This is a genomic window from Botryobacter ruber, assembly GCF_003347595.2.
In the GTDB taxonomy this organism is placed as follows: domain Bacteria; phylum Bacteroidota; class Bacteroidia; order Cytophagales; family Hymenobacteraceae; genus Pontibacter; species Pontibacter ruber_A.
This window is the reverse complement of the sequence record NZ_QCZK02000055.1, coordinates 140,517-164,603: the sequence shown is the minus strand read 5'-3', so window position 1 is coordinate 164,603 and position 24,087 is coordinate 140,517. Positions and strand designations below refer to the sequence as shown.

The window sequence follows — 24,087 nt, the reverse complement described above, 5'->3', positions numbered from 1 at the left end:
AGGTAAAAAGGTGATGATTTTGTAGGGGTTGAAGATTTTCAACCCTGTAACGGAAAGGTAGAGAGGTTAAGGTTGTGGCTGTAGAGACGCAGTGCCCGCGTCTCCTGCACGAACCACGATCCTGCACGAACCACCAACAAATCCAATCAATCCTGTTATTCCTTAAATCATCTTAATCTTGTTCAGACAAACACTAATCCTGAAAATCCTAAAATTCTATAAATCCTGATTCAGACAAACGAAAAACCTTTTCTGCACCTGCCACCACTCCCTCTGCTCAACATTTTAGTAGTTTAATCACTTCGTAATTCAAGCATTCGCACATTAAAAAATTAGCACATTAAAATTGCGTATCTTTGCAGCACAAACAGTGCAGGTAGCAGCACTGTGCCCGAACAAAGAAGAACAGCACATGAAATACCCGGTTTTTAAAGACCTGATCATACACGAAGACGAAGATTACCTGGTGGTAAACAAGCCGCCGTTCCTGGCTACGCTGGAAGACCGCACGCCCAATACCACCAACCTGCTCAAGCTGGCCCGCCAGTACAACCCCGACCTGCAAGCCTGCCACCGCCTCGACAAAGACACCTCCGGCTGCCTGGTGTTTGCCAAAAACCCCGAAGCCTACCGCCACCTGGCCATGCAGTTCGAAGCCCGTGAAGTGTACAAAATTTACCACGCCGTAGTATGGGGGCAGCATAAGTTTGAAGACGAGCTGGTAAGTCGCAATATCCTGCCCAATGCCAAAGGAGTAGCCAAGTTATCGCCGCAGGGCAAACCCGCCGAAACCTACTTCACCACCCTCGAAACCTACAGCCGCCACACGCTGGTAGAGTGCATGCCCGTAACCGGCCGCCTGCACCAGATACGCGTGCACCTGGCTTTCCTGAACGCGCCGATTGTGGGCGATGAACTGTACGGAGGCGAACCGCTCTACCTGAGCAGCCTGAAACGCAAATTCAACCTGAAGCAGGATACCGAAGAGCAGCCGCTCATCAAACGTTTCGCCCTGCACTCGTTCAACATCGGCTTCACGTTACTAGATGGGGAGAAGATAAAGCTGGAGGCGCCTTATCCGAAAGATTTTGCCGTGCTGGTAAAGCAACTGCGGCAGTATAGTTAGACCGTAGGGGTTCAAAATTTTGAACCCCTCCCGCAAGTTTAGTGGAGCGTAACTTGCGGCAGGATTTTATTACCCCACCCGCAGCACAATCTTCCCGGTATTCTTGTTGGCTTCCATATACCGGTGCGCCTCCGCCACCTCCTGCCAGTCGAAAACAGAATCGATAACAGGTTTCAGCTTTCCAGATACGAACCTGCCCAAGGCAAAAGCGCTCAGCTCCTGTGTCAGCTTTACCTGGTAGTCGCGGGAGCGGGAGCGTAGCGTGGAGCCGGTTACCTGCAGGCGCTTCGCCAGCAGTTTGCGTAAATCGAAATCTGCCACCTTGCCACCACCCAACGTCGCCAGCAACACCAGCCGCCCATCGGTGCGGAGGCAGTCGAGATTGTCGTTGAAGTAGGGGCCGGCAATAAAATCGACGATCACATCCACGCCTTCGTTGTTGGTGTAGCGCATCACCTCCTCCTTAAAAGACTCGTGCTTGTAATCGATGGCTTTGGCAGCACCCAGGCGCAGACAGGTCGTGTGTTTTTCTGCTGAAGCTGTCACCACAACCTCTGCTCCTGTTTCGCGGGCCAGCTGGATGGCAGCCGTACCCACACCGCTGGCACCTGCATGGATTAGCACCCGCTCCCCTGCCTGCAGCCTGCCCAGCCACACCAGCGCCTGGAAAGCCGTCAGGAAAACTTCGGGTATGGCAGCAGCCTCCTCCATGCTTAAATTTTCAGGTACCGGCATCGCCATGGCTTCGTCTATCACCGCATATGCGGTATACCCGCCACCAGGCAATAGCCCGAACACCTTGTCGCCGGGTTTATAGCGGGTACAATCTGCTCCCACTGCTTCCACCACACCGGCCAATTCCAGCCCCAGCAGCGGACTGGCACCTGCCGGTGGCGGATATTTGCCCTGGCGCTGCAGCGTATCGGCCCGGTTAAGGGCAGTGGCGTGTACTTTTACCAGCAGTTCGTTTGCCTGTGGTTCCGGCTTCGGGTATTCCCCCAGGTGCAGTTGCTCCGGTCCGCCGGGAGCTTTTACCAAGATGGCTTTCATGAAAAAAAAGTTTTTATTTTTAGCTGATAAAGACGCCTGCTGACCAAAGATGTTGCACTTGCTGCTCCGAATAATGCCGAATCAAAACGCCCCATCAAATTTTTTATAAAATAAAGTAAATATCTGTTGCCTTTATTACGAAAGTTTCGTAACTATACGAAAACATCGTAGAACTATGGAAAAACTAACGCAACAGGAAGAAGAAGCCATGCAGGTAATCTGGGAAACGGATGGCGGCTTTGTGAAGGAGTTTCTGGAGAAGCTCCCGGAACCAAAGCCTCCCTACACCACTCTGGCCTCCACGGTAAAGAACCTGGAAAAGAAAAAATATCTTTCCAGCGAGAAACTCGGCAACACCTACCGCTACACACCTCTCATCAAAGCAGAGGAATACAAGAAGAAGTTTATGAAAGGTTTTGTGGGCGATTATTTTAAAAATTCCTACAAAGAACTGGTGGCCTTTTTTGCGAAGGAAAAGCAGATAAGTGCAGACGAACTGAAAGAAATTATCGACATGATTGAAAACCGTAAATCCGAATGATATGCCGGCCCTCCTCCTGTACCTGCTCAAAGTAAACGTAGCCCTCCTGCTGTTTTTCCTGGCTTACCACCTGGTGCTGCGCAGGCTCACGTTTTACCACCTCAACCGCCGGTTCCTGCTTTTCGGAATCCTGTTTTCTACTCTGTACCCTTTTATCGACATCACGCCGTTCCTGAACAAACCAGCGCAACTGCCAATTCCTGCTATTGCTCCTACAGTCGTGTGGGTTACGGCCTCGCAGGCTCCCACAACAGCGCCCGCCTTCGATTTCTGGCAGCTCCCGGTTTGGCTTTTCTGGCTGGGTGCAGGCGTAATGGCTATCCGGCTGGTGCTGCAATTTGTGTCGCTTTACCGCATACATGCCGCTTCGGAACCGGACAGCCACAACGGCATCGGCTTCAGAAAGGTGCAGCGCCTTACGCAGACATTCTCTTTCTGGCAAAATATCTACCTGAACCCATCGCAGCACAAGCAGGAAGAACTGGAATCCATTCTCCGGCATGAGCAGGTGCATGTGCAGGGCTGGCACACGCTGGATGTGTTGCTGGCCGAAATCAGCACCGTGTTTTACTGGTTCAACCCGGGTATGTGGCTTATGAAGAAGGCTATAAAAGAGAACCTGGAGTTTATAGCCGACCAGCAGGCCATACGTGCCGGCGCAGATAAAAAAGAATACCAGTACCTGCTCCTGAAAGTAACAGGCGTTCCGGAGCCACACATTGCCACACAATTCAGTTTCCCATCACTTAAACGAAGAATAGCCATGATAAACAAACTGCCCACCAATAAAGCAAACCGCCTCCGGCTGCTCGTTGTTCTGCCGATAGTAGCCGTGCTGCTGCTGGCGTTTAGAAGCGTAAGCGAACCAAATACAGAACCAGTTCAACAAGCAGTACAAGCAGTTGAAACAACAGCTGCCGCTTTGCCTGCTCCCCAGCAGGAAGAACTTGCTTTATCCGAAGCATTACAACAAGATGATCCGGTGTATGTACCCGACGCAGCTAATCAAACGGCAGACTACAAAGATTTCCTGAAACGCAACCCGCAGGTGAAGCAGGCAGGCTGGAAAGGTAGCAAAAAGACTGTGCTGGTTGTCTTCCTGAACTCCGGTGCTACAGAATTGTACAACCTGCTGGACGAAAAGAGCAGAGCCGCTGCCGAAAACAAATATGGAAAGCTGCCTGTTTTACCTCCTCCTCCGCCGCCAGCTGCCCCCCCGACTCCACCAGCTCCGCCTGTTCCGCCAGCACCTGCGGCTCCGGAAGTACCCAAAGAACAGGTGAGGACTTCCAGATTTCCCGGAGGTGAAAAAAGCCTTTATGAGTACCTTGGCAGGAACATAAAGTATCCGAGAGCGGCCATAAAAGCCAATGCACACGGGGAGGCTGTAGTCGAATTTACTGTAGAGAAAGATGGGTCCATCACAAATCCCAAAGTTATTCAGGCGCCTCACGAAAGCATTAAACAGGAAGTTTTAAGAATTGTTGGCAGTATGCCGAAATGGCTTCCTGCCGAAGCAAACGAACAGCAGCCCGTTTTTACTCAGAAAATGTTAATAAAATTTACCATCAAGGAAGAATCCAAAAGAGGCACAGGATTGTCCGAATCGCCTCAGCCAGCGACTGCACCTGGTGTTATACCTGTGACCGTCGTTGCATTTAAATCGTCCGGCTCAGCACCGGCCGCACCTGTTCCTGCCCAGGAAGTAAAAGCAAGCAGTATTGATGATAATATTATTATACATATTATTAAGCCTTTTATAAATTATGACGATAATCAAATAGAGTCTATCAAAGCTAAATTCATGAAACATGGCTTTAACCTGGAATTCGATGACATTTATAGCCAAGGCGAAATAGCTACATTGAAAGTTGCTCTGACAGCAACTAAATCCAAATCAAGAGCGAGCGCCACCTACAACATGCATGAGCTGAGGGGGAAAAGGCATGAGATTATACTAAGTGGTAACAAAGAAACAGGAGAAGTAAGGGTCTTTTCACAACCAGTTATTAAAAAGAACCCTACTAATGGCCCAGTTACTTTTGATGCTATAGATGGAAGCAAGGTAACAGCTACCGTGGTTGAGAGGTCGCACTCCAGATCCAGAAGCGCCTCAAATATTGCTCATCAACTGCTTAACTATATCAAATACCCGGAAGATGCTAAAGAAAATAATATCCATGGAGAATCGAAGCTTGTTTTCACACTTGAAAAAGACGGAAGTATATCGAATCTGGAAGTATTAAGCGCTCCGCACGAAATAATAAAACAGGAACTCATCAGAGCTATAAATGCCTTGCCAAAGTTCTTACCTGCCGGGGCAGATGATTCACAACAAGTTGAAACCTTTAAGTTTGTTATAACACACAACTTGGGTTTTAGAAATGGCCAAGTTGTTAAATCAAGTATGGGTATTCACAGGGAGTATTAACACATCCTACTCATTTATCAAGATTTATTCACAAGCATACCGGCAGCTGTTGTTTCAATGCAACTGCTGCCGGTATGCTTTTTTCTATAACGACGACATCAGACCTAAACACTAAATCGTAATTGTAACTTCCGACAACGCAAGTAAAAGTCATCAGTAATAACTATCTTACCAGTTATCGCTACCGTTCGTATATTTAGTAGCTATCAGTAATAGACAGAGGAAAGAGAATATTCTGCACAAAAACCTTACACCATGGTAACCATCATCAAAAAAGGAACTCCCAAAAAAGAGATAAAAAAACTGATCACCGAAGCTATTTCCAAAGCTCCTAAAAGCAACATCATGAAATATGCAGGAGCTCTAAAAACAGATATCGATCCGATGGACTATCAGAAGCAGATGCGGGATGAGTGGGAATAGACCTGAGACAACCAAAGAAAAACACCTCCTCCCCCACTACCTCCCTGTCACACAGTATATTTCACACCACCTGTTGCATCACAAAAAAACAATTCCTATCTTTGTGACCATTTTTCACGAACTGAATTCAGTTTAATCATTAATATATCGCTTACAACCACTAAAAATGGATCATTTAAGTTATAAAACCCAGTATGTAAACAAGAAGTCAGCCAACAAAGGCTGGGTGATTGTTGATGCCGGGCAAGGAAACCTGGGTCGTGTGGCATCTGAGATTGCCAAGATCCTGAAGGGAAAACACAAACCTTCGTATACGCCCAATGCTGACTGCGGCGACAACGTAATCGTGATCAACTCCGATAACGTGCGTTTCTCCGGCCGTAAGTGGGATCAGAAGTACTACCTGACACACACTGGTTACCCAGGCGGTCAGAAGAAAGCTTCTCCACGTGAGCTTAAGGCAAAATCATCGACGCTGCTGGTAGAGCGCGCAGTTCGTGGCATGTTGCCTAAAGGCCCACTGGGTCGCGAGCTTTTCAGAAATCTTCATGTTTTTACAGGAAGCGAGCATCCGTATGCAGCTCAGCAGCCTAAAGAATTAACACTCAATCTTTAATTAAGTTTAATGGAAGTTATCAATACATCCGGTAGAAGAAAAACCTCGGTGGCGCGCATCTACATGACGCCTGGGCAAGGGAATATCACTATTAACGGTAAAGATATCAAGGCGTACTTCCCTAGCGAAGTATTGCAAACTATAGTGAATCAGCCACTTAAAACCTTAGATTCAATTGGCAAATACGATATCAAAGCCAATCTAAAAGGTGGTGGTGTAAGCGGCCAGGCTGAAGCACTTAGACTTGCTATCGCAAAAGCACTGGTAGTGGAGAATGCCGAGTCTAAATCAGCTCTGCGTAAAGAAGGTTTCGTAACCAGAGACCCACGCATGGTAGAGCGTAAGAAGTTCGGTAAGCGCAAAGCGCGTCGTTCATTCCAGTTCAGTAAACGTTAATATTAAAGGTGTATCAACAACATGGCAAGTACTAATTATAAAGAATTACTTGAGGCAGGTGTTCACTTCGGTCACCTTACCCGCAAGTGGGATCCGAAAATGGCTCCGTATATCTTCATGGAGAAAAACGGAATCCATATTATTGACCTGAACAAAACTTTAGTTGCGATTGACGAGGCTACTGCAGCTATCAAAAACATCGCAAAGTCTGGTCGCAAAATCCTGTTTGTAGCTACTAAAAAGCAGGCACAGGATATCGTAACCGAAGAGGCAAAGCGCCTGAAAATGCCTTACGTAACCGATCGTTGGTTAGGTGGTATGCTTACCAACTTCGCTACTGTACGTAAGTCGCTTAAGAAAATGTCTACCATCGATAAGATGGTGAAAGACAACACGGCCTATGCTGCTATCGCGAAACGTGAGAAACTGATGCTTTCCCGCGAGCGTGAGAAACTGGAAAGAGTACTGGGCGGTATCGCTGACCTTTCCAGGCTTCCTGCAGCCCTGTTTATTGTTGACGTGAAGCGCGAGCACATTGCAGTAAAAGAAGCACACAAGCTGAACTTACCTGTATTCGCGATCTGCGATACCAACTCAAACCCTGAGTCAGTTGACTTCCCAATCCCGGCTAACGACGATGCTTCCAAGTCAATCGCTTTGATCGTATCTATCGTTGGTAAGGCGATTGAAGAAGGTTTGTCTGAGCGTAAAATAGACAAAGAAGAAACTGAGCGTAAGCGTGCCGAAGAAGAAGGCATCAAAGCTAAACAAGAAGCAGAAGAACAATAATCAATCGTTCCTATTGCATTACCTATAAAGTGAACATTGAGCGCGCTGCTGCTTCAATGTTCACTTTGTTTTAGGGGTTTAAGGACCGCAGCCTACCCGCAGAAATAGTAAACACCTACTGATAAGTGCAACAGGCGCTAATTCTTCCTGAACCCATTAAAGAAAAAACTGATTAATACTTCATAATTCTTAATTATAGAAAACATGGCTATTACAGCACAAGACGTTAACAAACTCCGCCAGGAAACCGGAGCAGGTATGATGGACTGCAAGAAAGCGCTGACAGAAGCAAACGGCGATTTCGAAGCAGCTAAAGATATTCTGCGTAAGCAGGGACAGAAAATTGCCAGCAAGCGTGCCGAGAACGTTACTTCTGAAGGTATCGTGCTTACACAGGTAAACGCTGAAGGTACTAACGGTAAAGCAGTTGCACTTGCCTGCGAAACTGAGCCGGTATCTAAAGTAGCCGATTTCCAGAACCTGGCTAATGCTGTTCTGGAAACTGCTGTTTCTACTAATGCTTCTTCGAAAGAAGAACTTCTTGCTGCTCCACAGGCTGATGGCCGTTCGCTGCAGGACCACATCACCGACCTGATGGGTAAAATCGGTGAGAAGATTGACGTAGTAGCTTACGAGAATGTAACAGCTGAGAAAGTAGTTGCTTACAACCACTCTAATGGCAAACTGGGAGTACTCGTTGGCCTTGTAAACACAGGCGGTAACGACGTAGCTGAAGTTGGTAAAGACGTGGCGATGCAAATCGCTGCCATGCGTCCGATCGCTGTTGACAAAGACGGTGTAGACTCAGCTACAATCGAGCGTGAAATCGAAATCGGTAAAGAGCAGGCACGTGCCGAAGGCAAGCCGGAGCAAATGCTGGAGAAAATTGCGATGGGCAAACTGAACAAGTTCTACAAAGAAAACACCCTGCTGAACCAGGAGTTCGTAAAAGACTCTTCGCTTACAGTAGCCCAGCTGCTTGACAAAACAAGCAAAGGCATGACGGTGTCTGAGTTCAAGCGTGTTGCTATTGGTGCCTAAGCACTAAGAAATACAAAACAGAAAAGCCCGCCTTAACAGCGGGCTTTTTTTATGGTACTGCCTAAATGTGCCTTCTTAAAGAAGAGACAAAAGCATCGCGCATATCCACGAAGCGGTTAGAAACAGCTTCCAGGAAATCATCGTCTATCAGCGCTTTTGCTTCCTCATCTCCCTCTAAATCCATTTCGCTTATTTTGTAGGTCTGCTCAAAATCGCCACGTTCGAACTTCAGAAGGTATTTGCCGTTCCAGGCCAGCAGGGTGATTTTCATGTTGGGGTGCGGGATGTCTGCTACTGCTCTCATTGTTAGTTTATTATAGCTTATACGTTTTCTTCAATGGCAATGCCCATCAGCTGCATGAGCTTGCTGGCATTAAAACTACGGCAAATACCGCGTTGAAGGGTATAATCGAAGAGAATTTTATCGCCCTCTATCGTACTGTTAAAGCTGTAGTTCTCCACACTTCCGGGGAGTTCCTGCTCCATCGCCCCCAGCTCCAGGTCGTGGGTAGAGATAAGGCCGGAGGCATTGCGCTGGTGCAGCTGCCGGATAAGCGCCATGGCACCGGCATGCCGGTCGCGGGAGTTGGTACCTTTGAGAATTTCGTCGAGGAGGTAAAACACTGGCACGTGCTCCTTCTCCGTCATGTTGAGCAGGATGCGCAAGCGCTTGAGTTCGGCATAAAACGAAGAAGTATTCTCCGCCAGGTTGTCGGCAGTGCGCATAGCTGTATACACCTGCACCGACGCCACCCGGAACTTTTCAGCAGCTACCGGAGCGCCCATTAATGCCAGTACGATGTTGATGCCCACGGTCCGCAGGAAAGTAGTTTTCCCGGACATGTTAGAACCCGTCACCACAATTGTTTTACCCGCCCCCTGCATCCGGAAATCGTTGGCGACGCGGTTCACGGTAAAAATCAGCGGGTGCGCCAGCTGCACGGCGTCAAAGTCAAATGGCTTATGGCTTATTTCAGGCACGGCAAAATGCGGGTTGGCGTTTTGATACGCAGCAATGCTCGTCAGCGCCTCCACCGTGGCCAGCACCTCCAGCGAATGCAGTACCTGCTCCAGGTGCCTGGCCTTCCAGCGCTCCAGCCGGTAAATCCATACGAAGTCCCACATCAGGAATGCGTTCAGGAAAAAGCTCATGAGCGTGCTCAGGCGCCAGGAGAAGTAATCGATGATGGTAGCCAGCTTCCCGATAGCAGCAGAGGCTTTAGTGGCAGCAGCAGAAAGTTTTTTTTGCAGTTGCTGCAGCAAAGGCGAGGCAAAGGTATGCTCCTCTACATGCCGCAGCTGGTCGGTATAACTGCGCATGGACTCAAAAATGGCAATGCTGTTCTCGTAATACTCGTCGCGGATGCTTTGGTATTTATAACTGATGCTGTACTGCACCGCCAGAAAAAAACCTACAATGTAACCCGAATAGCCATACGCCCAGGCAGCCAGCGAGGCTATCGTAAGCACAGGCAGTACAAAGAGCAGCACCTTCATGAGTGGCCGCGACCGATAAAAGTCACGTTCCCTTAACCACGCAAGATATTTATCCGAAGATTCCTCCTGGTGCTTGTAGTGCCGCGACTTGGCAATAAACGCCTGCAGCCACTCCAGTTGGCTTGGATGTGCCAGCTCTGCTACAGCCTGCTGGCGTTGTTCAATCTCATCTACCGGTGCAGCAGCTTTCATCCAGTTTGCAAGCTTTGCTTTGCCAACACTGGAAACAGAACGGTTGACCAACTGGAACAGCGAGTTCTGCCCGAAAATATCGAGGTCGGAGGTATACGGATGTTGCTCGTTGACAAATGTGAAACCGCCATCAAACTGCTGCAGTTTTCCCTGCAACCGCTCCGCTTCCTCCAGGTTTAGCTTCCGGAGCAGCCTGAGTTGCTGGTATATATAATCGAGTCGGGCATGCCAGCGCATCACCAGGATAAACAAGCCATAAAACAGCAGGACTGCTACGCCACCTGCCACATTGTTATCTGTTCTAAAAAAGTACCAGGCTGTTGCCACACCCGCCAGAAAAACCGCTACCCGCAACCACGACACCAGCCGCGACTTTGAAGCCGCCTGTTTCTCCTGCACGGCAATGCCAGCAGCCCGTTGTTTAAACTCTTCTGTTTTTTTGTTCACGCTATCCTTATCCTAAAATTAAGAAACAGTAAAACGAATTTAGTGTTTGTTCAAGTGTACCTTTGGCAGAAATATCAGGCAAAGTCATGCATCCTTCAGGTCAAATTTATGAAAAACACCGTTAAGCGAAGCTGTTTACCATTCCCTCTTTTGTAAATCTTCTGTAAATTACCAGGCTAAAAAAGAATAGTGGCAGAAGCAGAAACAAAAAGTACGAAAAGGATAGCAGCACTGGACGCACTTCGCGGCTTCGCCCTATTTGGTGTACTTCTTACAAATATTTTTCTGTTCAACACCACCAGCCATCAATTCGACAGTTACTATGCACAGTTTACAGACGGTGTAAATCAAGGTATAACTCTGGCAATTAAGTTCCTTTTCCGGTCGAGATTCTATCCCATTTTTGCATTCCTTTTTGGCCTTGGCCTTGGACTCCAGTTTAAGGCACGTGCTGCTACAGGACGAGCTACTCCATTTCTAATCCGCCGCTTACTCGTTTTACTACTGCTTGGAACAATCCACTATATTTTTATCTGGGACGGTGATATATTACTGGAATATGCCCTGGCGGGCTTTATGATTGTGGCGTTAGCACGCTTGGATAAAAACCAAGTGCTTGCTGTTACCATACTGGTATATGTGCTGCATAGTTTATATGTGTACTATCATTTAGTGGCAGAAGCAGTTCTTTCGGCTCCGGCTATATCTGATCAAACTTCTGCCGTTGTCGAACTCCCTTATGCGGCACTGGTGCAGAAGCGGGCACTGGGTATTTTCAGTAGCATGTTCTCGTTTGAAAATTTACTTTTTAACGTAAAAATATTTTCTTTTATAGCCTTTGGGTTGTACGTGAGTAAAGCCTATAATTTTGCTGCTTTTGAGAAGCACAGGGAATGGTGGAAAAAAGCATGGCTCTGGCTGTTGCTCATCCGGGTGCTGTTGGCGGTGTTTACTTACTCCTTCACATTAGCAGGAATTACAGGTGGCGGCGTACGTGAAATTGTATCATTTGCTAATTTTTTCATTAATCCCGCCCTATATGTGATTGGCTTCCTGATTCTATTCTATTCAACTATTGGCAACAAATTATTAGCTCCTCTGGCTGCGGTAGGCAGAATGACACTCACAAACTATATCATGCAAACACTGGTGCTGTCGTTGCTGTTTTATGGATACGGCTTTGGCTATTACCAACGATTGCAACCGTTTCAATACCTTCTGCTTGGCTTCTTCTTCTTTCTGTTACAGGTTGCAGGTAGTATGTTATGGCTAAAGTGGCATAAGCAAGGTCCGCTAGAGCGACTTTGGCGGTCCATTACGACATATGGCTCTAAGCAAAACCAACATTAATTGATGCGGCTCCTGGTAAGAAAAAAGTACTTCCTGCACATTTTCATTTTCCTGCTGCTTTGCCTCTACACGGTGACCGTAGAGATGCGGCCTGGCAGGGTATACTTTGTAGTGCAACACCTGCTTTTCCGGCAGAGCTTGCTGGCGCTGCTGCAGTACCTGGCTGTGTTCGGACTGACGGTTGGAAGCGTGCAGGTACTGCTGTTCAACAAAAGTCGCCTGATTCGCTACCTATTCCTGCTCGCCCTGTTCCCTTTTTTGCTGGTCAGTCTTAGCTACAGGTTTATCACTGGCTACAACTACTGGTATGCCGATGCACAGACAGCGCTAGGCAACCTTAGCCTGGCACCGGAGGCAATCTCCAACTTTAACCTGCACATTGGCCTTGGCCTTATCAGCTGTTGCCTTATCTTACTGGTATTTGTTGTAGCCGCCCGAAAAAGCAAGGGGCTGTATTCCCCGTGGCTCTCCCTGCTCCTGATTCCGGCTACATTGCTTTCTTACTGGTACATCAACCGGTCCACGGGTGGAACAGACGACTTTCCGGCTTTGTACCGGGTACCGCTGAGCACGCTGTTGGCAGCAAAGCACGCCTTGCCTTTGGGTAACAGGCAGGAGGTAACCGCAGCGCCGCTTAACTCCGGAGCCAGGCATATCTTTATGATTGTTGATGAGAGCATTACCGGAAGCGCCTTGTCTCTTAACGGAGCGACTATGAACACAACCCCTTATCTTAAAGCAAACACCAACCAGATCATCAACTTCGGCATTGCCAGCTCCGCTACCAACTACAGTGCCGGAAGCAACATTGCGCTCCTGAGCGGGCTGAGGTTAAGCGATATGCCTGATAAAAAACGGAAAGCACTCACCGCCGCCAGCATCTTCCAGTACGCCAAACAAGCAGGTTACACGACTTACTTTATCGATGCTCAACTGGGCCGTGGTATGCTCCAGAACTACATGTCGCCGCAGGATTTGAACTACATCGACCATTTTATTCAGCCCTCGGAGGAAGACCCGTCGCTCCCGTACTACCAGCGCGATTTTGTGGTGGCAGATAAGTTGATCCAGTTGTCCGGATCGGAGGAGAAAGTTTTTGTTTATGTGAACAAAGCCGGCGCCCACTGGCCCTACGCCCGTACTTATCCACCTGATTCAGTTTTCTTCCGGCCTGTGCTGGCTGAAAGAAGTATGCTCAAGGACAGGGAAAAGTCTTTAAATACCTATTTCAACGCGATCCGGTGGACGGTGGATAGTTTCTGGCAAAAACTAATACCTGCTATCTCCCCCACGGACAGGACGGTTATTATTTACACCTCCGACCACGGGCAGGACTTATCGGGAGACGGTATCAGTATGGCCCATGCCAGCAGCCAGCATACCAAACCCATTGAGGCCAACGTCCCGCTCTGGCTCCTGGATAAATCCGGTTTTCTTGGCATCAAAACGCAGCCAACCATGCATACCAGGTCACACGAGCAGATCTTCCCGACGCTGCTGCTGCTACAGGGCTACGATTCAACTTTTGTTAAAACCAGGTTCGGAAATAGTCTGCTGGATGAAGTACCGAACTCCCGCAGGTACTTTTACACCGGAGATATTTTTGGGCGAGGCACTTCCACTAAAGTACCTTTTAAGGTCACTGGCTTTTGAGCCACCCATCAGCAGCCACAAAAAAAGAAGGACCAGCAGCTAAACCAGTCCTTCTCACTTAATCCAACACAAAAAATAATCTGCTGCACCAGCCACCACAGCCGCTGCTCTACCATTCGGCACTGGCAGAAGCGCTTACCTGCTGAACTTCACATCGCCATACTTCGACACGATACTAACCGAACCTTTGGGAGCGGCACTTCCGAAGCTTCCTTTGTAGGCCGTCGAGGTGTGGCTTTTCTCATGTGACGTAAGAGTTACCAACTCTTTGTCATACTTGAAGTTTCCGAACTGCACGTTCACATCAAATTTAAAAGTGGTTTTATCCTCGAACCGGAGTGAGATGGGACTGAAGCCGCCTGCTACATTTATTTTGCTGGCATTTCGGCTGATATTATCAATCCGGAGGGCACCATATTTCATATCCAGATCCAAGGAACTGTTCAGGCTCCCGATTTTAATATCACTGAACTTCGACGAACCTTGCAGGCCATTGGTGCCTTCCACATTCAAGCTGCCGTAGGACAGATCGATGTTGCCCTGGTTGATGTACCGGCAGTTGGCAGAACCGTAAGCTACTTTTACTGTATTTGAGGTGTTGTTCAGCTGCTCTGCCTTTAAAGAACCGTACCGTACATTAATAGCTGCCACTCCCCTGAAATTAGCCAGGTATACATCGCCAAAGCTGTTCTTGACCGTGAGTGGATTATCGTCGGGCATAGAAACGGTGTAGTTAATTTCAAAGCCTTTCTCGCTGTTGTTGTTTATCCGGATGGGTTCGAGTTCGGTCCGGAAACTGATAACTTTCCCGCTGCGGTTTTCCGTTACCCGGATCAGGTCCATTAGCTGCTGCGCTCTCTGATCGGTGCCTGCCCTGCAAATGATATCTACTTTTACGTGAATTTCGTTCTTCTTCCAGGTATTTACATGCACCTTTCCAAACTTATTCTCGATGTTGAGCCTATCGGAGTTGCCGACTTTATAATTCCGTTCGATGGTTTTTGTTACCTCCGAGGCAAAAGCGGAACTGCAACCCGGCTCGGCTTCTGCTGCCGGCTGGTTCTGCCCCGGCTCTGTTTGCTCCTGCGCTGTAGTATTTTCTGCTTCCTGCAATACTTGTACATAAGCTGTGCCTGTCCTTACCACTGCTACAGGACTGCTGGCATTTGCACGGGCCAGTACATACACCTGGGTTTGTGCAGACAGCGTGGTGGGAGCTGCTAATAATAGGAGCAGTGCAAATTTTAACATGTTATATAATCTGAGTTTCATTTTGACCGGGTTCTGATGTTTCTGTTTTCTGTAGTTTTTCAATCTTTTCCAGTACCTCGAGTTGCCGGTTAAGCACCATGATGCGTAGCTGCAGGTTCCGGATCATGGCGTCCATTACTTTGTCGGTATTGGGAGTCGTGTATAGTTGTTTTTTCAGTTCTGCATAATTCCGATCGAGGCGGGCGAGTTCCTGCTCTATGTCGTGTTCCTCGTCCAGGCCCAGCACCTTCAGGTTGTAGGCCGACAGCTGGCCTTTTTTGCTGTTGATCTGGCTCGTGTAGTAAGCTTCTACTTCTGCCAGTTCAGGAGCTATGTTGTTGAGCCGCACCTGCTCGGTAGCGGCAATTGCATTGGCAGGCGTGTTTTGCTTGGTGAGCAGCAGCGTAAGGCCACAACCCAGCAGCAGTAAAACAGCTGCCGCCACCCGCATAAACATAAAGTCGGCACGGAAGCTGGCCCGTTCGCCAAAGTTGATGCTGATAACCTTTGCCTCTTTCTTAGCTGCAGGCGGCGGCAGTTGCTGGCATATCTGCTGCCAGAGTTCCTGCCGGGGCTCGAATACATCGAACTCCTCCCGGTTTTCCTGCACAAACTTTTCAAATTTATCTTTCATTATTATAGCTGTTAGTGCGCTACTATGTGCGGCGCACGCATTATTTCTACTAATTTTTTACGGGCCCTGCTGTACTGCGACTTGGAAGTTGACTCCGTAATACCCAGTATCTCGCCAATCTCCGCATGGTCGAAGCCTTCGAGCAGGTACAGGCTAAGCACCACCCGGTACCCGTCTGGTAGGCGCTGAATAGCATACCGTACTTGTTCCACTTTCCACTCGTTGTCGTCTTCGTCTACTTCGTCGGCTACATCTTCGGCCAACCGCTCATCCATCGGCACCAGTTCCGACCGTTTTTTCCGGATGGCATTAATGGCAGCGTTTACTACAATCTTTTTGAGCCAGCTCCCGAATGAAGCGTCTGCTTTGTAGGTATGCAGGTTTTTAAAGGCACTGATAAAGGCCTCCTGCAGCACATCTTCGGCTTCGGCATAATCGTTGGTAATGCGCATGCTCACGTTGAACATGGCCTTCGCGTACAGTTTGTACAGTTCGTACTGCGCCCGGTTATCGCCGTTTTTGCAACGATCGATCACCTGCACATTTACATCCTGATAACGACGTGTTTCCAAAATTCCCCGGATTAGCGATTGTACTTACTGCTGACGCTCTTTACCTGTACTTTCTAAATGTTCCTCCTGATGCTCCTCCCTTTTCCCTACTTCCACACTAAAGACAAAGGGATTGAGCAGAGGTTGCATGGAGTTGCAAAATTTTTTTATTTCGGTCTAAAACACAAAAGGGAAGCAGACAGAATTAATTTCTATCGGCTTCCCTTTGTTTCAACTTCACCAAATCAAATTAGCACATCAGCACATTACTTAATCAGCACATTATCCTCAGTCCATAATATCAAACTTAATCCCCTGTGCCAGCGGCAGCTGCTTACCGAAGTTGATGGTGTTGGTCTGGCGACGCATGTAGACTTTCCAGGCGTCGGAGCCGGATTCGCGGCCGCCGCCGGTTTCTTTTTCGCCTCCGAAAGCGCCGCCTATTTCGGCACCGGATGTGCCGATGTTTACGTTGGCAATGCCGCAGTCGGAGCCCCAGTGGCTGAGGAAGGCTTCGGTTTGGAGCAGGTTAGTGGAGAAGATAGCCGAAGACAGCCCCTGCCGCACGCCATTCTGCAGCTCGATGGCATTTTCTACGTCGCCTGTGTATCTGATCAGGTAAAGGATGGGCGCAAAGGTTTCTTCCTGCACCATGTGGTAGTCGTTCTGCGCTTCCACAATAGCGGGTTTTACATAGGTACCTGTTGCGTAAGCATCACCGGACAGTACCTCGCCCCCGATTAACACTTTCCCTCCCTCCTGCTGCACCGCCTCCAGGGCTGCCTGAAAGGCCTGTACAGCATCTTTGTCAATGAGCGGCCCCACTAAGGTTGTATCGCTGAGCGGGTGCCCGATGGGCAGGCTGGGGTAAATTTTGAGTAGCCGCTCTTTTACCTGGTCGTATACCTGCTCGTGCACAATCAGGCGGCGGGTAGAGGTACAACGCTGGCCGCAGGTGCCTACTGCCCCGAACACCACCGCCCGAAGCGCCATTTCGATGTCGGCATGTTCGGTGATGATGATGGCATTGTTGCCACCCAGCTCCAGCAGCGATTTGCCCAGGCGGGCGCCTACCGCTTCGCCTACTTTCTTGCCCATACGCGTAGAACCCGTAGCAGACACCAGCGGAATGCGCGTGTCGTGTGCCATCAGGCTACCAATCTCCGCATCGCCGATTACCAGATTAAACACGCCCTCCGGCAGCTCGTTTTCCAGGAGCACCTCGCGCAGGATGTGCTGACAGGCAATAGCGGTGAGCGGTGTTTTCTCGGATGGCTTCCACAGCACGACATCGCCGCAGACAGCTGCCAGCATGGCATTCCAGCTCCAGACAGCCACCGGGAAGTTAAAGGCCGAAATTACCCCTACAATACCCAGCGGGTGGTATTGCTCGTACATGCGGTGCTCCGGGCGCTCGGAGTGCATGGTAAGCCCGTGCAGCTGCCGCGACAAACCAACGGCAAAATCACAGATGTCGATCATTTCCTGCACCTCGCCCAGGCCTTCCTGCAGAATTTTTCCCATCTCGTAGCTCACCAGCTTCCCGAGGGCCTCCTTGTGCTCCCGCAGTTTATTACCGATCTGGCGCACGATCTCGCCGCGTTTGGGGGCTGGCATTTTGCGCCACACTTTAAAAGCTTCCTGCGCCTGCTTTACCACCAGGTCATAATCTTCAGCAGTGGCCATGGTGACAGCAGCTATGAAGTTTCCATCGGCGGGTGAGAAGATTTCTTTACGGGTGCGGCCTTCCTGCCCGCCCCAGGTCAGGCCGGTGCTGTAAGCCGGATTATCAGCCTTTACGCCCAACGCTGTCAGAACATCTGCTATGGCTTTGGTGAGCGGGAGTGCATCTATGGTTTGTTTCATGTTTTTATTTTTTTTGCGGATTTGATGATCATCTAGCTTTAGAAACGAAAAAAGCTTCTGCAAGGTAGCAGAAGCTTTTCCGATTAAGTTAAATATTTCTTTATCGCTTCCCGATGGAGAAGTAATCTTTCTGGCCGTTCGGGTAGATTCCCATGATGTATACCACGGAGGCACCGGCATCTTTCAGGTATTTTTCTACATCAGCAGGCACATTTACAGCCCGATCGCCTATCCTGGTTATGATAAAGCCGTCCTGCATACCGGTTTCACGGAACTTGCTGTTGCGGACATTCGTAATCTGGGCGCCACCGTCGATACCCAGGCGCAGCATATCTTCCTTAGAAACAGGCTCAAAGGTAGCTCCTTCGAAGGTAATCGCCTTAGCCACACTGCGCTTCATTACATCTGTGTTGTTGTTGCGGTTCTTCAGCGTTACGTTGGCAGATTTTTCTTTCCCGTCGCGCACATATGTTACTTTTACCTTATCGCCCGGACGGTAACGTGCCACCTGCTCCAGGAGCTGCGCTGATGTCCTTACGGAAACGCCATTGATAGAAGTAAGCACGTCGCCTGATTTCAGGCCTGCTTCCTGTGCGCCGCTTTTATCGGCTACGTTGGCAATGTAAACACCATTCAGCGTTTTGATATTGTTCTTTTCAGCAAAGGATGCATCTATTTCCTGAATAGAAGCACCCAGGAAAGCACGCTGCACTTCGCCATGCTTTAACAGGTCATCTACCACCTTACTTACAATAGAAGACGGAACAGCAAAAGAATAGCCGGCAAAAGAGCCTGTCTGCGAGGCAATGGCGGTATTGATACCGATCAGGTCGCCGTTCAGGTTTACCAGGGCACCACCGCTGTTACCGGGGTTAACGGCAGCATCTGTCTGGATAAAAGACTCGATGCCCATTTCGCCGGCGGTGGAACGCAGGATATCGATGCTACGGCCTTTGGCGCTGACAATACCGGCTGTAACGGTAGAGGTAAGGTTCATGGGGTTACCCACAGCCAATACCCACTCCCCGATTTGAAGATCATCGGAGTTGCCATAACGCATTATCGGCAGATTATCGGCGTCAATTTTCAGCAAGGCAATATCTGTCGTCGGGTCTGAACCTACCAGGGTGGCTGTAAACTTGCGTTTATCATTCATAACCACCTCAATCTTACTGGCTTTATCGATCACGTGGTTGTTGGTAACAATGTGTCCATTGCTCGAGATGATCACACCAGAGCCCGAACCCAACGAAGGTCCCCGCTGCTGCCGCTCCCCGAAGCCATCGCCAAAGAAATCGCGCAGAAAAGGATCTAACGGACTGCTGTAGCGATCGGCGCTGGGCGCTGCATATTCTGTCATGACGTGCACAACCGCCGGAGTAGATACCTGTGCCGCCTTGATAAAATTAAGTCCTTCAGGTACTACTACATTACTGCTACGCATATCACTGGTGTAACGCACCTGCGGGTACTGCACCTGCTCTTGTGCCGAAACTTCGATTTTATCTTCTTCGAGCAGCTTGTAGCTACCTACAGCCACTCCACCACCCACCATGGCAGAAAGCATTAAGCCAGCAAAAAACTGTTTTGTCTTCATGTAATACTTTTTTATTTATTGATTATACAAAAATATTAGGAGCAGCCTATATTCTATTCCTATAACGCTTTTTATGTATACGGTAGTATGTACTGTTATGGCAGTTTTCTTCTGAATCAGCACAGAATTAATCTGTTAATTTAAGATTTTATGAAAAGAGACCAAAATTTCTGGTCTCTTTCCGGCTGCTTAAGCTTTCGTGTTCTTGCCGCTTTCTATAGGTTTTCCGCTGTCAGCGTCAGCTGTTACATTTTTCTGCTTTGAGCTATTTGTAACTTCGGCTCCGGAAGTAACTTTAATCTGACGTTTCCTGGTCTTGTGCTCATCTTTCGGTACCGACACCCTCAGAATACCATCGGACAGCTGTGCTTTTATTTCTTCGGGGTTGATGTTGTCGGGCAGGTGGAAGGTTCTGCTGAAGGAGCCATACTGCGTTTCCAGCATATGGTAGCGGCTGTTATCTTCCCGCTTTTCCAGCTTGCGCTCACCCGAAATGGTCAGGTTGCCCTCCTGGAAATCGATATTCACTTCCTCCTGTTTTACCCCAGGCAGGGCAAGTTCAATTTCAAATCCTTTTTCGTTTTCGCAGATATCTACATGGGGTGTAAAACCTGCAACGCCCCGGGTATTTACCGATTCGTTGAAGAAGCGGTCGAGCATTGAGCTGAATGATTGCGGCATACCTTCCTGTACGCCATTAAATCGTGTAAGTGCCATGATTTTATCCTCCTAAATTTTAAATTATCAGGTTAATTTCAGTTGACAATTAATTATTTATAAAAAATATGCCATTCTCAAAACCACAGCAAATCCTGAAATAATGTCATATTCTACTTACACTTCCTTCTCCTGAACATGACGTTTTTTCAACCACAGCGGCTAATACGTAATACTGGCGGTATTCGCAGGGCCATTGAAATTATATTTCAGCTCCAGGCCGATGATGGGAGAAATCCGGTTAACTTTATGCGCCTCCTCCACCAGCACATTGTTTTCGTCGTACTTGGCCAGCACATTATAGTAATCTGTCTGCCGGATGAAGTACGGCGTAAGCCGCAGCTGTTCAGTCAGCTCCAACGTCGCCCCAAGCCGTAGCCTGGTCCGGGCGATTGTCCGGGCATCATTCGGAACCGGCTGTTCCTCAAACTCCTTCAGAAAAATAGCTTCATAGCTTAACGCAGGCGTCAGGAACTTCTCTCCTACTTCTGTTCTCCTGCCCAGTTCGGCCATTATCCTGAACCTTCCGGAAGCTTCCTGCAGCTGTTTTGTCCAGTATTCGAACATGATCTGTTTGTTAAAGTACAGGCTTTTGATGTTACCGTTGTGCCGCACAAACAAGGTATAAAACTGCTGCTTCGGAAAATCTTCGTACGCGTAACGCACCAAACCGCCTCCACGCCAGTGCTCGGTAAGCGTGTGCTCGTAGCCCAGCACCAGCTGCACCCGCTCAAAACCGCTGAAAGGCCCCTGCTCCGCCAGGTCGTTAAAGCGCCCGTCGGTGTTAATGCGGTACTGGTTCTGAAAGAACAGCATTCCTTCTTCGCCAACACTGTAGTTAAGCTGTACTTCGGGCCAGATGGCCGCCGGACTGCTAATTTTTCGCTGCGCAAAAGTTACAAGCGGCAGTACTGCTACTGCCATAACTAAAATCCATTTTTTCATCTCAAAATTTTCTGCTTTAGGCATGGCTTATGGTCAGCCTGCGATTTGTTTCTCTGCTAACTTTGTTTACCGTACGATGGTTACGTACAAATGCCCGCCAGCAAAGAAGACTTTATCAGCGGGCACTCTTTTTGAGCTTGTATAAACTCTTCTGCTCCTGCCACCACAGCCACAGCTCCTTTGTCTGAACCGCTGATTCTTGTGATTTAATTGATTTTTGTGATTATTTGTCTGAACCTTTGATTTACGGTGATTTTTCTGATTTACCAGATTTTGATCGTGCTCGATTAATTGTCTGAATCAGGATTTACGGAATTTTAGAATTTTCAGGATTGGGATTGTTTGTGGATCGTGCAGGAGACGCAGGCACCGCGTCTCTACAGCCATACCCTCTACCTCTCTGTTACAGGGTTGAAAATCTTCAACCCCTACAAATTCTACCTTTATACCTTTCTAACTTTCTAACTCCTAAACTCTCTACCTCCCAAACTTTCTAACTCTCTAACTCCCAAACTTTCTAACTTCCTAACTCTTTCACCGCCAGCCAGGCCATCAGGCCGGTGCTTGTTTCCAGTGCCGCTTCATCTATGTCAAAGGTTGGTGTGTGGACGGACGAGGTGATGCCGCGGGCTTCGTCGCGGGTGCCGAGGCGGTAGAAGCAGGCGGGTACTTCCTGCGAGTAATAGGCAAAGTCTTCGGCTCCCATCCACAGGTCCAGGTCCACCACGTTCTCTTCCCCCAGGTATTCCTGTGCTGCTGCACGTACACGGTCTGTGAGGGCAGGATCGTTTTTCAGGAAAGGATAGCCGTTTTTGATGTCGATTTCGCAGCTGCCGCCCATGCTTTCGCAGAGGCCTTCGGCCAGTTTTTTGATGCGCTTGTGCGCCTCTTTCCGCCATGCTTCGTCCATCGTCCGGAATGTGCCCTCTATTTTCACTTCGTTCGGAATGACGTTGGTGGCCCCCATAGCCTCTACTTTACCAAACGAAAGTACTGTCGGGATTTTAGGGCTGGCGTGGCGGCTCACGATCTGCTGCAGCGCCACAATCAGGTGCGCCGAAATAAGCACGGTATCGATGTTGATCTCGGGCATGGCAGCGTGACCACCTTTGCCTTTCACGGTTATGTAAATCTCGTCGGCACTGGCCATGTACATTCCGGACCTTAACCCAATCTTGCCAGCCGGCAGCATCGGGAACACGTGCTGCCCGATTATGCTTTGTGGCGAAGGATTTTTCAATACACCTTCTTTTATCATCACAGATGCGCCTCCCGGAAACTTCTCTTCGCCGGGCTGGAAAATCAGCTTCACGGTTCCTTCAAACTCATTGCGCAGCTCCTGCAGAATACGGGCGGTACCGAGCAGCGATGAAGTATGCACATCGTGACCGCAGGCATGCATCACACCTTCATTCTTCGATTTATAAGCTACCTCGTTCTGCTCCTTTATCGGCAGCGCATCGAGGTCGGCCCGCAGCGAAGTGGTTTTACTGCCGGGGTTACGGCCTTCTACCACCGCCACAACACCCGTTTCCGCCATCCGAACCGGCGATAAGCCATAGCTTTTCAGGGTCTGTTCTACATAGGCGGCTGTGTTATATTCCTGAAACGACAGTTCCGGGTTCGCGTGCAGGTGCTGACGGGCAGCTACCGTATCGGGCGTATATTTTCTGGCAAGTTCTTTTATTTTATCTGATAACTGGGACATGCTATTTCTATAAATCTATTGTACAAGAAAAAACGTTGTGGCTACCGCTAAGCGAAACCACAACGTTTTTTTATAATGCATTAAACCGGGCACCGGTCACTTCACATTAATCTGGTCGTTGACAATAAGTGCATCCGGAATGAGGTCGCTGATCTTGTTAAGCACTTGCTGCGCCTCGATCCGAGAGAAATAATCGCCGATTTTGAGGCGGAAGTTGGGCTGCTGGTACGTCAGGTAATCTTTTTGCTCGGGCAGTCGGGCAATAATGGCTTTGCGCAGGTTCATCACCGTCTGGCGTTCGGAACCATTGTAGGCTAGAATACGATAGCCCTGGGCATATTTTATGTTTTTGTTTACACTGGCTACCGTATCCATCAGCACCGCCACCTGGTCATTTACATGGTGTGTTGGAGTAACAACAGCCACGGCAGAGGCACGGTCGGAAGCAGGAGCTTCGTATTTCGGACGAAAAGCGCTCAGGTCTTCCGAAACTTTTGCACGGGCGCCTGCACCTGTATCGGCAGATGCTTTGCTGCTCTTGCCGGCGCCACACGAAGCAGTTGCCAACAGAACGAAAATAAGCAAGAAATGGAATATTCTATTCATTATTGATAATCCGGATGCTGGCGGAGCAACCCAACCTGTCTGCTCCTGCCTTCACTAACGCTTCTGCTTCGGCGAAGGTTTTTATGCCTCCCGATGCTTTTATTTTAATATGGTCGGGCAACGAACGGCGCATAAGTTCTATGTCTGCCACCGAAGCGCCACGCGACGCAAAGCCGGTAGAGGTTTTTACATAGTGCACATTGGCCGCTGCACATACTTCACAGGCCTTCACAATTTCCTCCTGCGACAGTAGCGCTGTTTCAATAATTACCTTCAGCGTTACCCCGTGCAGTTCGCAGTACTCCGTCAGGTTCGCCAGTTCTTCCTGTACCAGGTTATAGTTGCCGGATTTAAACGCAGCAATGTTCATCACTACGTCTATTTCGTTGGCACCTTCTACAATAGCCAGTTCCGTTTCCAGCATCTTCACCTTTTCGTGCTGGTACCCCAGCGGGAAGCCCACAACGGTTGCCAGTTTCACCGGCGCATCCGATCCCAGGTGTTCCTGGGCCAGTGGCACATAACACGGCGGCACGCAAACGGCGGCGAAACCATATTGCTTTGCTTCGTCGCACAGTTGCTGCACCATACCGGCTGTTGCATCGGGACGCAACAGGGTATGATCGATGAAGGCGGCAAGTTGCTCTCCTGTCATAGGCG

Annotated in this window: 23 protein-coding genes; 10 read left to right on the top strand and 13 right to left on the bottom strand. The window is 48.9% G+C overall.

The annotated features are described in order from the left end of the window. Window positions 1-412: 412 nt before the first annotated feature. Complete coding sequence (locus DCW36_RS18915) at window positions 413-1,126, top strand: RluA family pseudouridine synthase (RefSeq protein ID WP_114778462.1); 714 nt, start codon at window positions 413-415, stop codon at window positions 1,124-1,126. Window positions 1,127-1,195: 69 nt separating this feature from the next. On the opposite strand, the gene DCW36_RS18910 is transcribed toward DCW36_RS18915, so the two are convergent. Next, a complete protein-coding gene (locus DCW36_RS18910; protein WP_114778323.1) occupies window positions 1,196-2,176 on the bottom strand; it encodes an NAD(P)H-quinone oxidoreductase in 981 nt (326 codons plus the stop codon). Between the two features lie 175 nt (window positions 2,177-2,351). Between DCW36_RS18910 and DCW36_RS18905 the strand changes: the two genes are divergently transcribed. From DCW36_RS18905 to tsf, 7 genes are all read left to right on the top strand, one after another. Then, the gene (locus DCW36_RS18905; protein ID WP_114778322.1) at window positions 2,352-2,717 is read left to right on the top strand and encodes a BlaI/MecI/CopY family transcriptional regulator; all 366 of its coding nucleotides are present in this window, start codon (window positions 2,352-2,354) and stop codon (window positions 2,715-2,717) included. Next, a complete protein-coding gene (locus tag DCW36_RS18900; RefSeq protein WP_125185146.1) occupies window positions 2,695-5,148 on the top strand; it encodes a M56 family metallopeptidase in 2,454 nt (817 codons plus the stop codon). Before DCW36_RS18905 ends, DCW36_RS18900 begins: the two co-directional genes overlap by 23 nt. Window positions 5,149-5,403: 255 nt before the next feature. Continuing rightward, on the top strand, window positions 5,404-5,571 hold the full coding sequence (locus DCW36_RS22655) for a hypothetical protein (RefSeq protein ID WP_164891183.1): 168 nt from the start codon (window positions 5,404-5,406) through the stop codon (window positions 5,569-5,571). A 166-nt stretch (window positions 5,572-5,737) separates the two neighbouring features. Continuing rightward, the gene (gene rplM, locus DCW36_RS18895; protein WP_114778320.1) at window positions 5,738-6,187 is read left to right on the top strand and encodes a 50S ribosomal protein L13; all 450 of its coding nucleotides are present in this window, start codon (window positions 5,738-5,740) and stop codon (window positions 6,185-6,187) included. Between the two features lie 9 nt (window positions 6,188-6,196). Beyond that, a complete protein-coding gene (gene rpsI / locus DCW36_RS18890; protein WP_114778319.1) occupies window positions 6,197-6,583 on the top strand; it encodes a 30S ribosomal protein S9 in 387 nt (128 codons plus the stop codon). A 21-nt stretch (window positions 6,584-6,604) separates the two neighbouring features. Beyond that, window positions 6,605-7,372, top strand: a complete 768-nt coding sequence (gene rpsB, locus DCW36_RS18885) for a 30S ribosomal protein S2 (RefSeq protein WP_114778318.1) — start codon at window positions 6,605-6,607, stop codon at window positions 7,370-7,372. A 204-nt stretch (window positions 7,373-7,576) separates the two neighbouring features. Next, entirely contained in the window at window positions 7,577-8,413 is an 837-nt protein-coding gene (gene tsf, locus DCW36_RS18880) for a translation elongation factor Ts (RefSeq protein WP_114778317.1), read from the top strand. 61 nt (window positions 8,414-8,474) lie between these two features. Here the strand turns inward: tsf and DCW36_RS18875 are convergent, their stop codons facing one another. Beyond that, a complete protein-coding gene (locus DCW36_RS18875; RefSeq protein ID WP_114778316.1) occupies window positions 8,475-8,717 on the bottom strand; it encodes a hypothetical protein in 243 nt (80 codons plus the stop codon). A gap of 17 nt (window positions 8,718-8,734) precedes the next feature. After that, window positions 8,735-10,549, bottom strand: coding sequence for a MutS-related protein (locus DCW36_RS18870; protein WP_114778315.1), 1,815 nt, complete (start codon window positions 10,547-10,549; stop codon window positions 8,735-8,737). Window positions 10,550-10,738: 189 nt separating this feature from the next. On the opposite strand from DCW36_RS18870, the gene DCW36_RS18865 reads away from it, so the two are divergent. Further along, the gene (locus DCW36_RS18865) at window positions 10,739-11,899 is read left to right on the top strand and encodes a DUF418 domain-containing protein (protein ID WP_114778314.1); all 1,161 of its coding nucleotides are present in this window, start codon (window positions 10,739-10,741) and stop codon (window positions 11,897-11,899) included. Between the two features lie 3 nt (window positions 11,900-11,902). After that, a complete protein-coding gene (locus tag DCW36_RS18860) occupies window positions 11,903-13,552 on the top strand; it encodes a sulfatase-like hydrolase/transferase (protein WP_114778313.1) in 1,650 nt (549 codons plus the stop codon). Between the two features lie 135 nt (window positions 13,553-13,687). On the opposite strand, the gene DCW36_RS18855 is transcribed toward DCW36_RS18860, so the two are convergent. The 10 genes from DCW36_RS18855 to deoC all read right to left on the bottom strand — a co-directional run bounded on the left by DCW36_RS18855 (window position 13,688) and on the right by deoC (window position 24,082). Further along, entirely contained in the window at window positions 13,688-14,803 is a 1,116-nt protein-coding gene (locus DCW36_RS18855) for a DUF4097 family beta strand repeat-containing protein (protein WP_114778312.1), read from the bottom strand. 1 nt (window position 14,804) lies between these two features. After that, window positions 14,805-15,437 carry a hypothetical protein gene (locus tag DCW36_RS18850; protein WP_114778311.1) on the bottom strand — a complete coding sequence of 211 codons (633 nt, stop codon included), beginning with the start codon at window positions 15,435-15,437 and terminating at the stop codon, window positions 14,805-14,807. An 11-nt stretch (window positions 15,438-15,448) separates the two neighbouring features. After that, window positions 15,449-16,009: an RNA polymerase sigma factor gene (locus tag DCW36_RS18845; protein WP_114778310.1), complete on the bottom strand. Its 561-nt coding sequence runs from the start codon at window positions 16,007-16,009 to the stop codon at window positions 15,449-15,451. A 267-nt stretch (window positions 16,010-16,276) separates the two neighbouring features. Beyond that, entirely contained in the window at window positions 16,277-17,854 is a 1,578-nt protein-coding gene (amaB, locus tag DCW36_RS18840; protein ID WP_114778309.1) for an L-piperidine-6-carboxylate dehydrogenase, read from the bottom strand. A 100-nt stretch (window positions 17,855-17,954) separates the two neighbouring features. Continuing rightward, window positions 17,955-19,451, bottom strand: a complete 1,497-nt coding sequence (locus DCW36_RS18835) for a Do family serine endopeptidase (protein WP_114778308.1) — start codon at window positions 19,449-19,451, stop codon at window positions 17,955-17,957. A 189-nt stretch (window positions 19,452-19,640) separates the two neighbouring features. Then, on the bottom strand, window positions 19,641-20,168 hold the full coding sequence (locus tag DCW36_RS18830; protein ID WP_114778307.1) for an Hsp20/alpha crystallin family protein: 528 nt from the start codon (window positions 20,166-20,168) through the stop codon (window positions 19,641-19,643). Between the two features lie 162 nt (window positions 20,169-20,330). Continuing rightward, window positions 20,331-21,092 (bottom strand): DUF2490 domain-containing protein, encoded by a 762-nt coding sequence (locus DCW36_RS18825; protein ID WP_164891182.1) that lies wholly within the window; start codon window positions 21,090-21,092, stop codon window positions 20,331-20,333. A 538-nt stretch (window positions 21,093-21,630) separates the two neighbouring features. Further along, window positions 21,631-22,821 carry a M20 metallopeptidase family protein gene (locus DCW36_RS18820; protein ID WP_114778305.1) on the bottom strand — a complete coding sequence of 397 codons (1,191 nt, stop codon included), beginning with the start codon at window positions 22,819-22,821 and terminating at the stop codon, window positions 21,631-21,633. Between the two features lie 96 nt (window positions 22,822-22,917). Beyond that, entirely contained in the window at window positions 22,918-23,427 is a 510-nt protein-coding gene (locus DCW36_RS18815; protein ID WP_114778304.1) for a sporulation protein, read from the bottom strand. After that, window positions 23,420-24,082 (bottom strand): deoxyribose-phosphate aldolase, encoded by a 663-nt coding sequence (gene deoC, locus DCW36_RS18810; protein ID WP_114778303.1) that lies wholly within the window; start codon window positions 24,080-24,082, stop codon window positions 23,420-23,422. The genes DCW36_RS18815 and deoC overlap by 8 nt, the downstream gene beginning before the upstream one ends. Window positions 24,083-24,087: the final 5 nt, after the last annotated feature.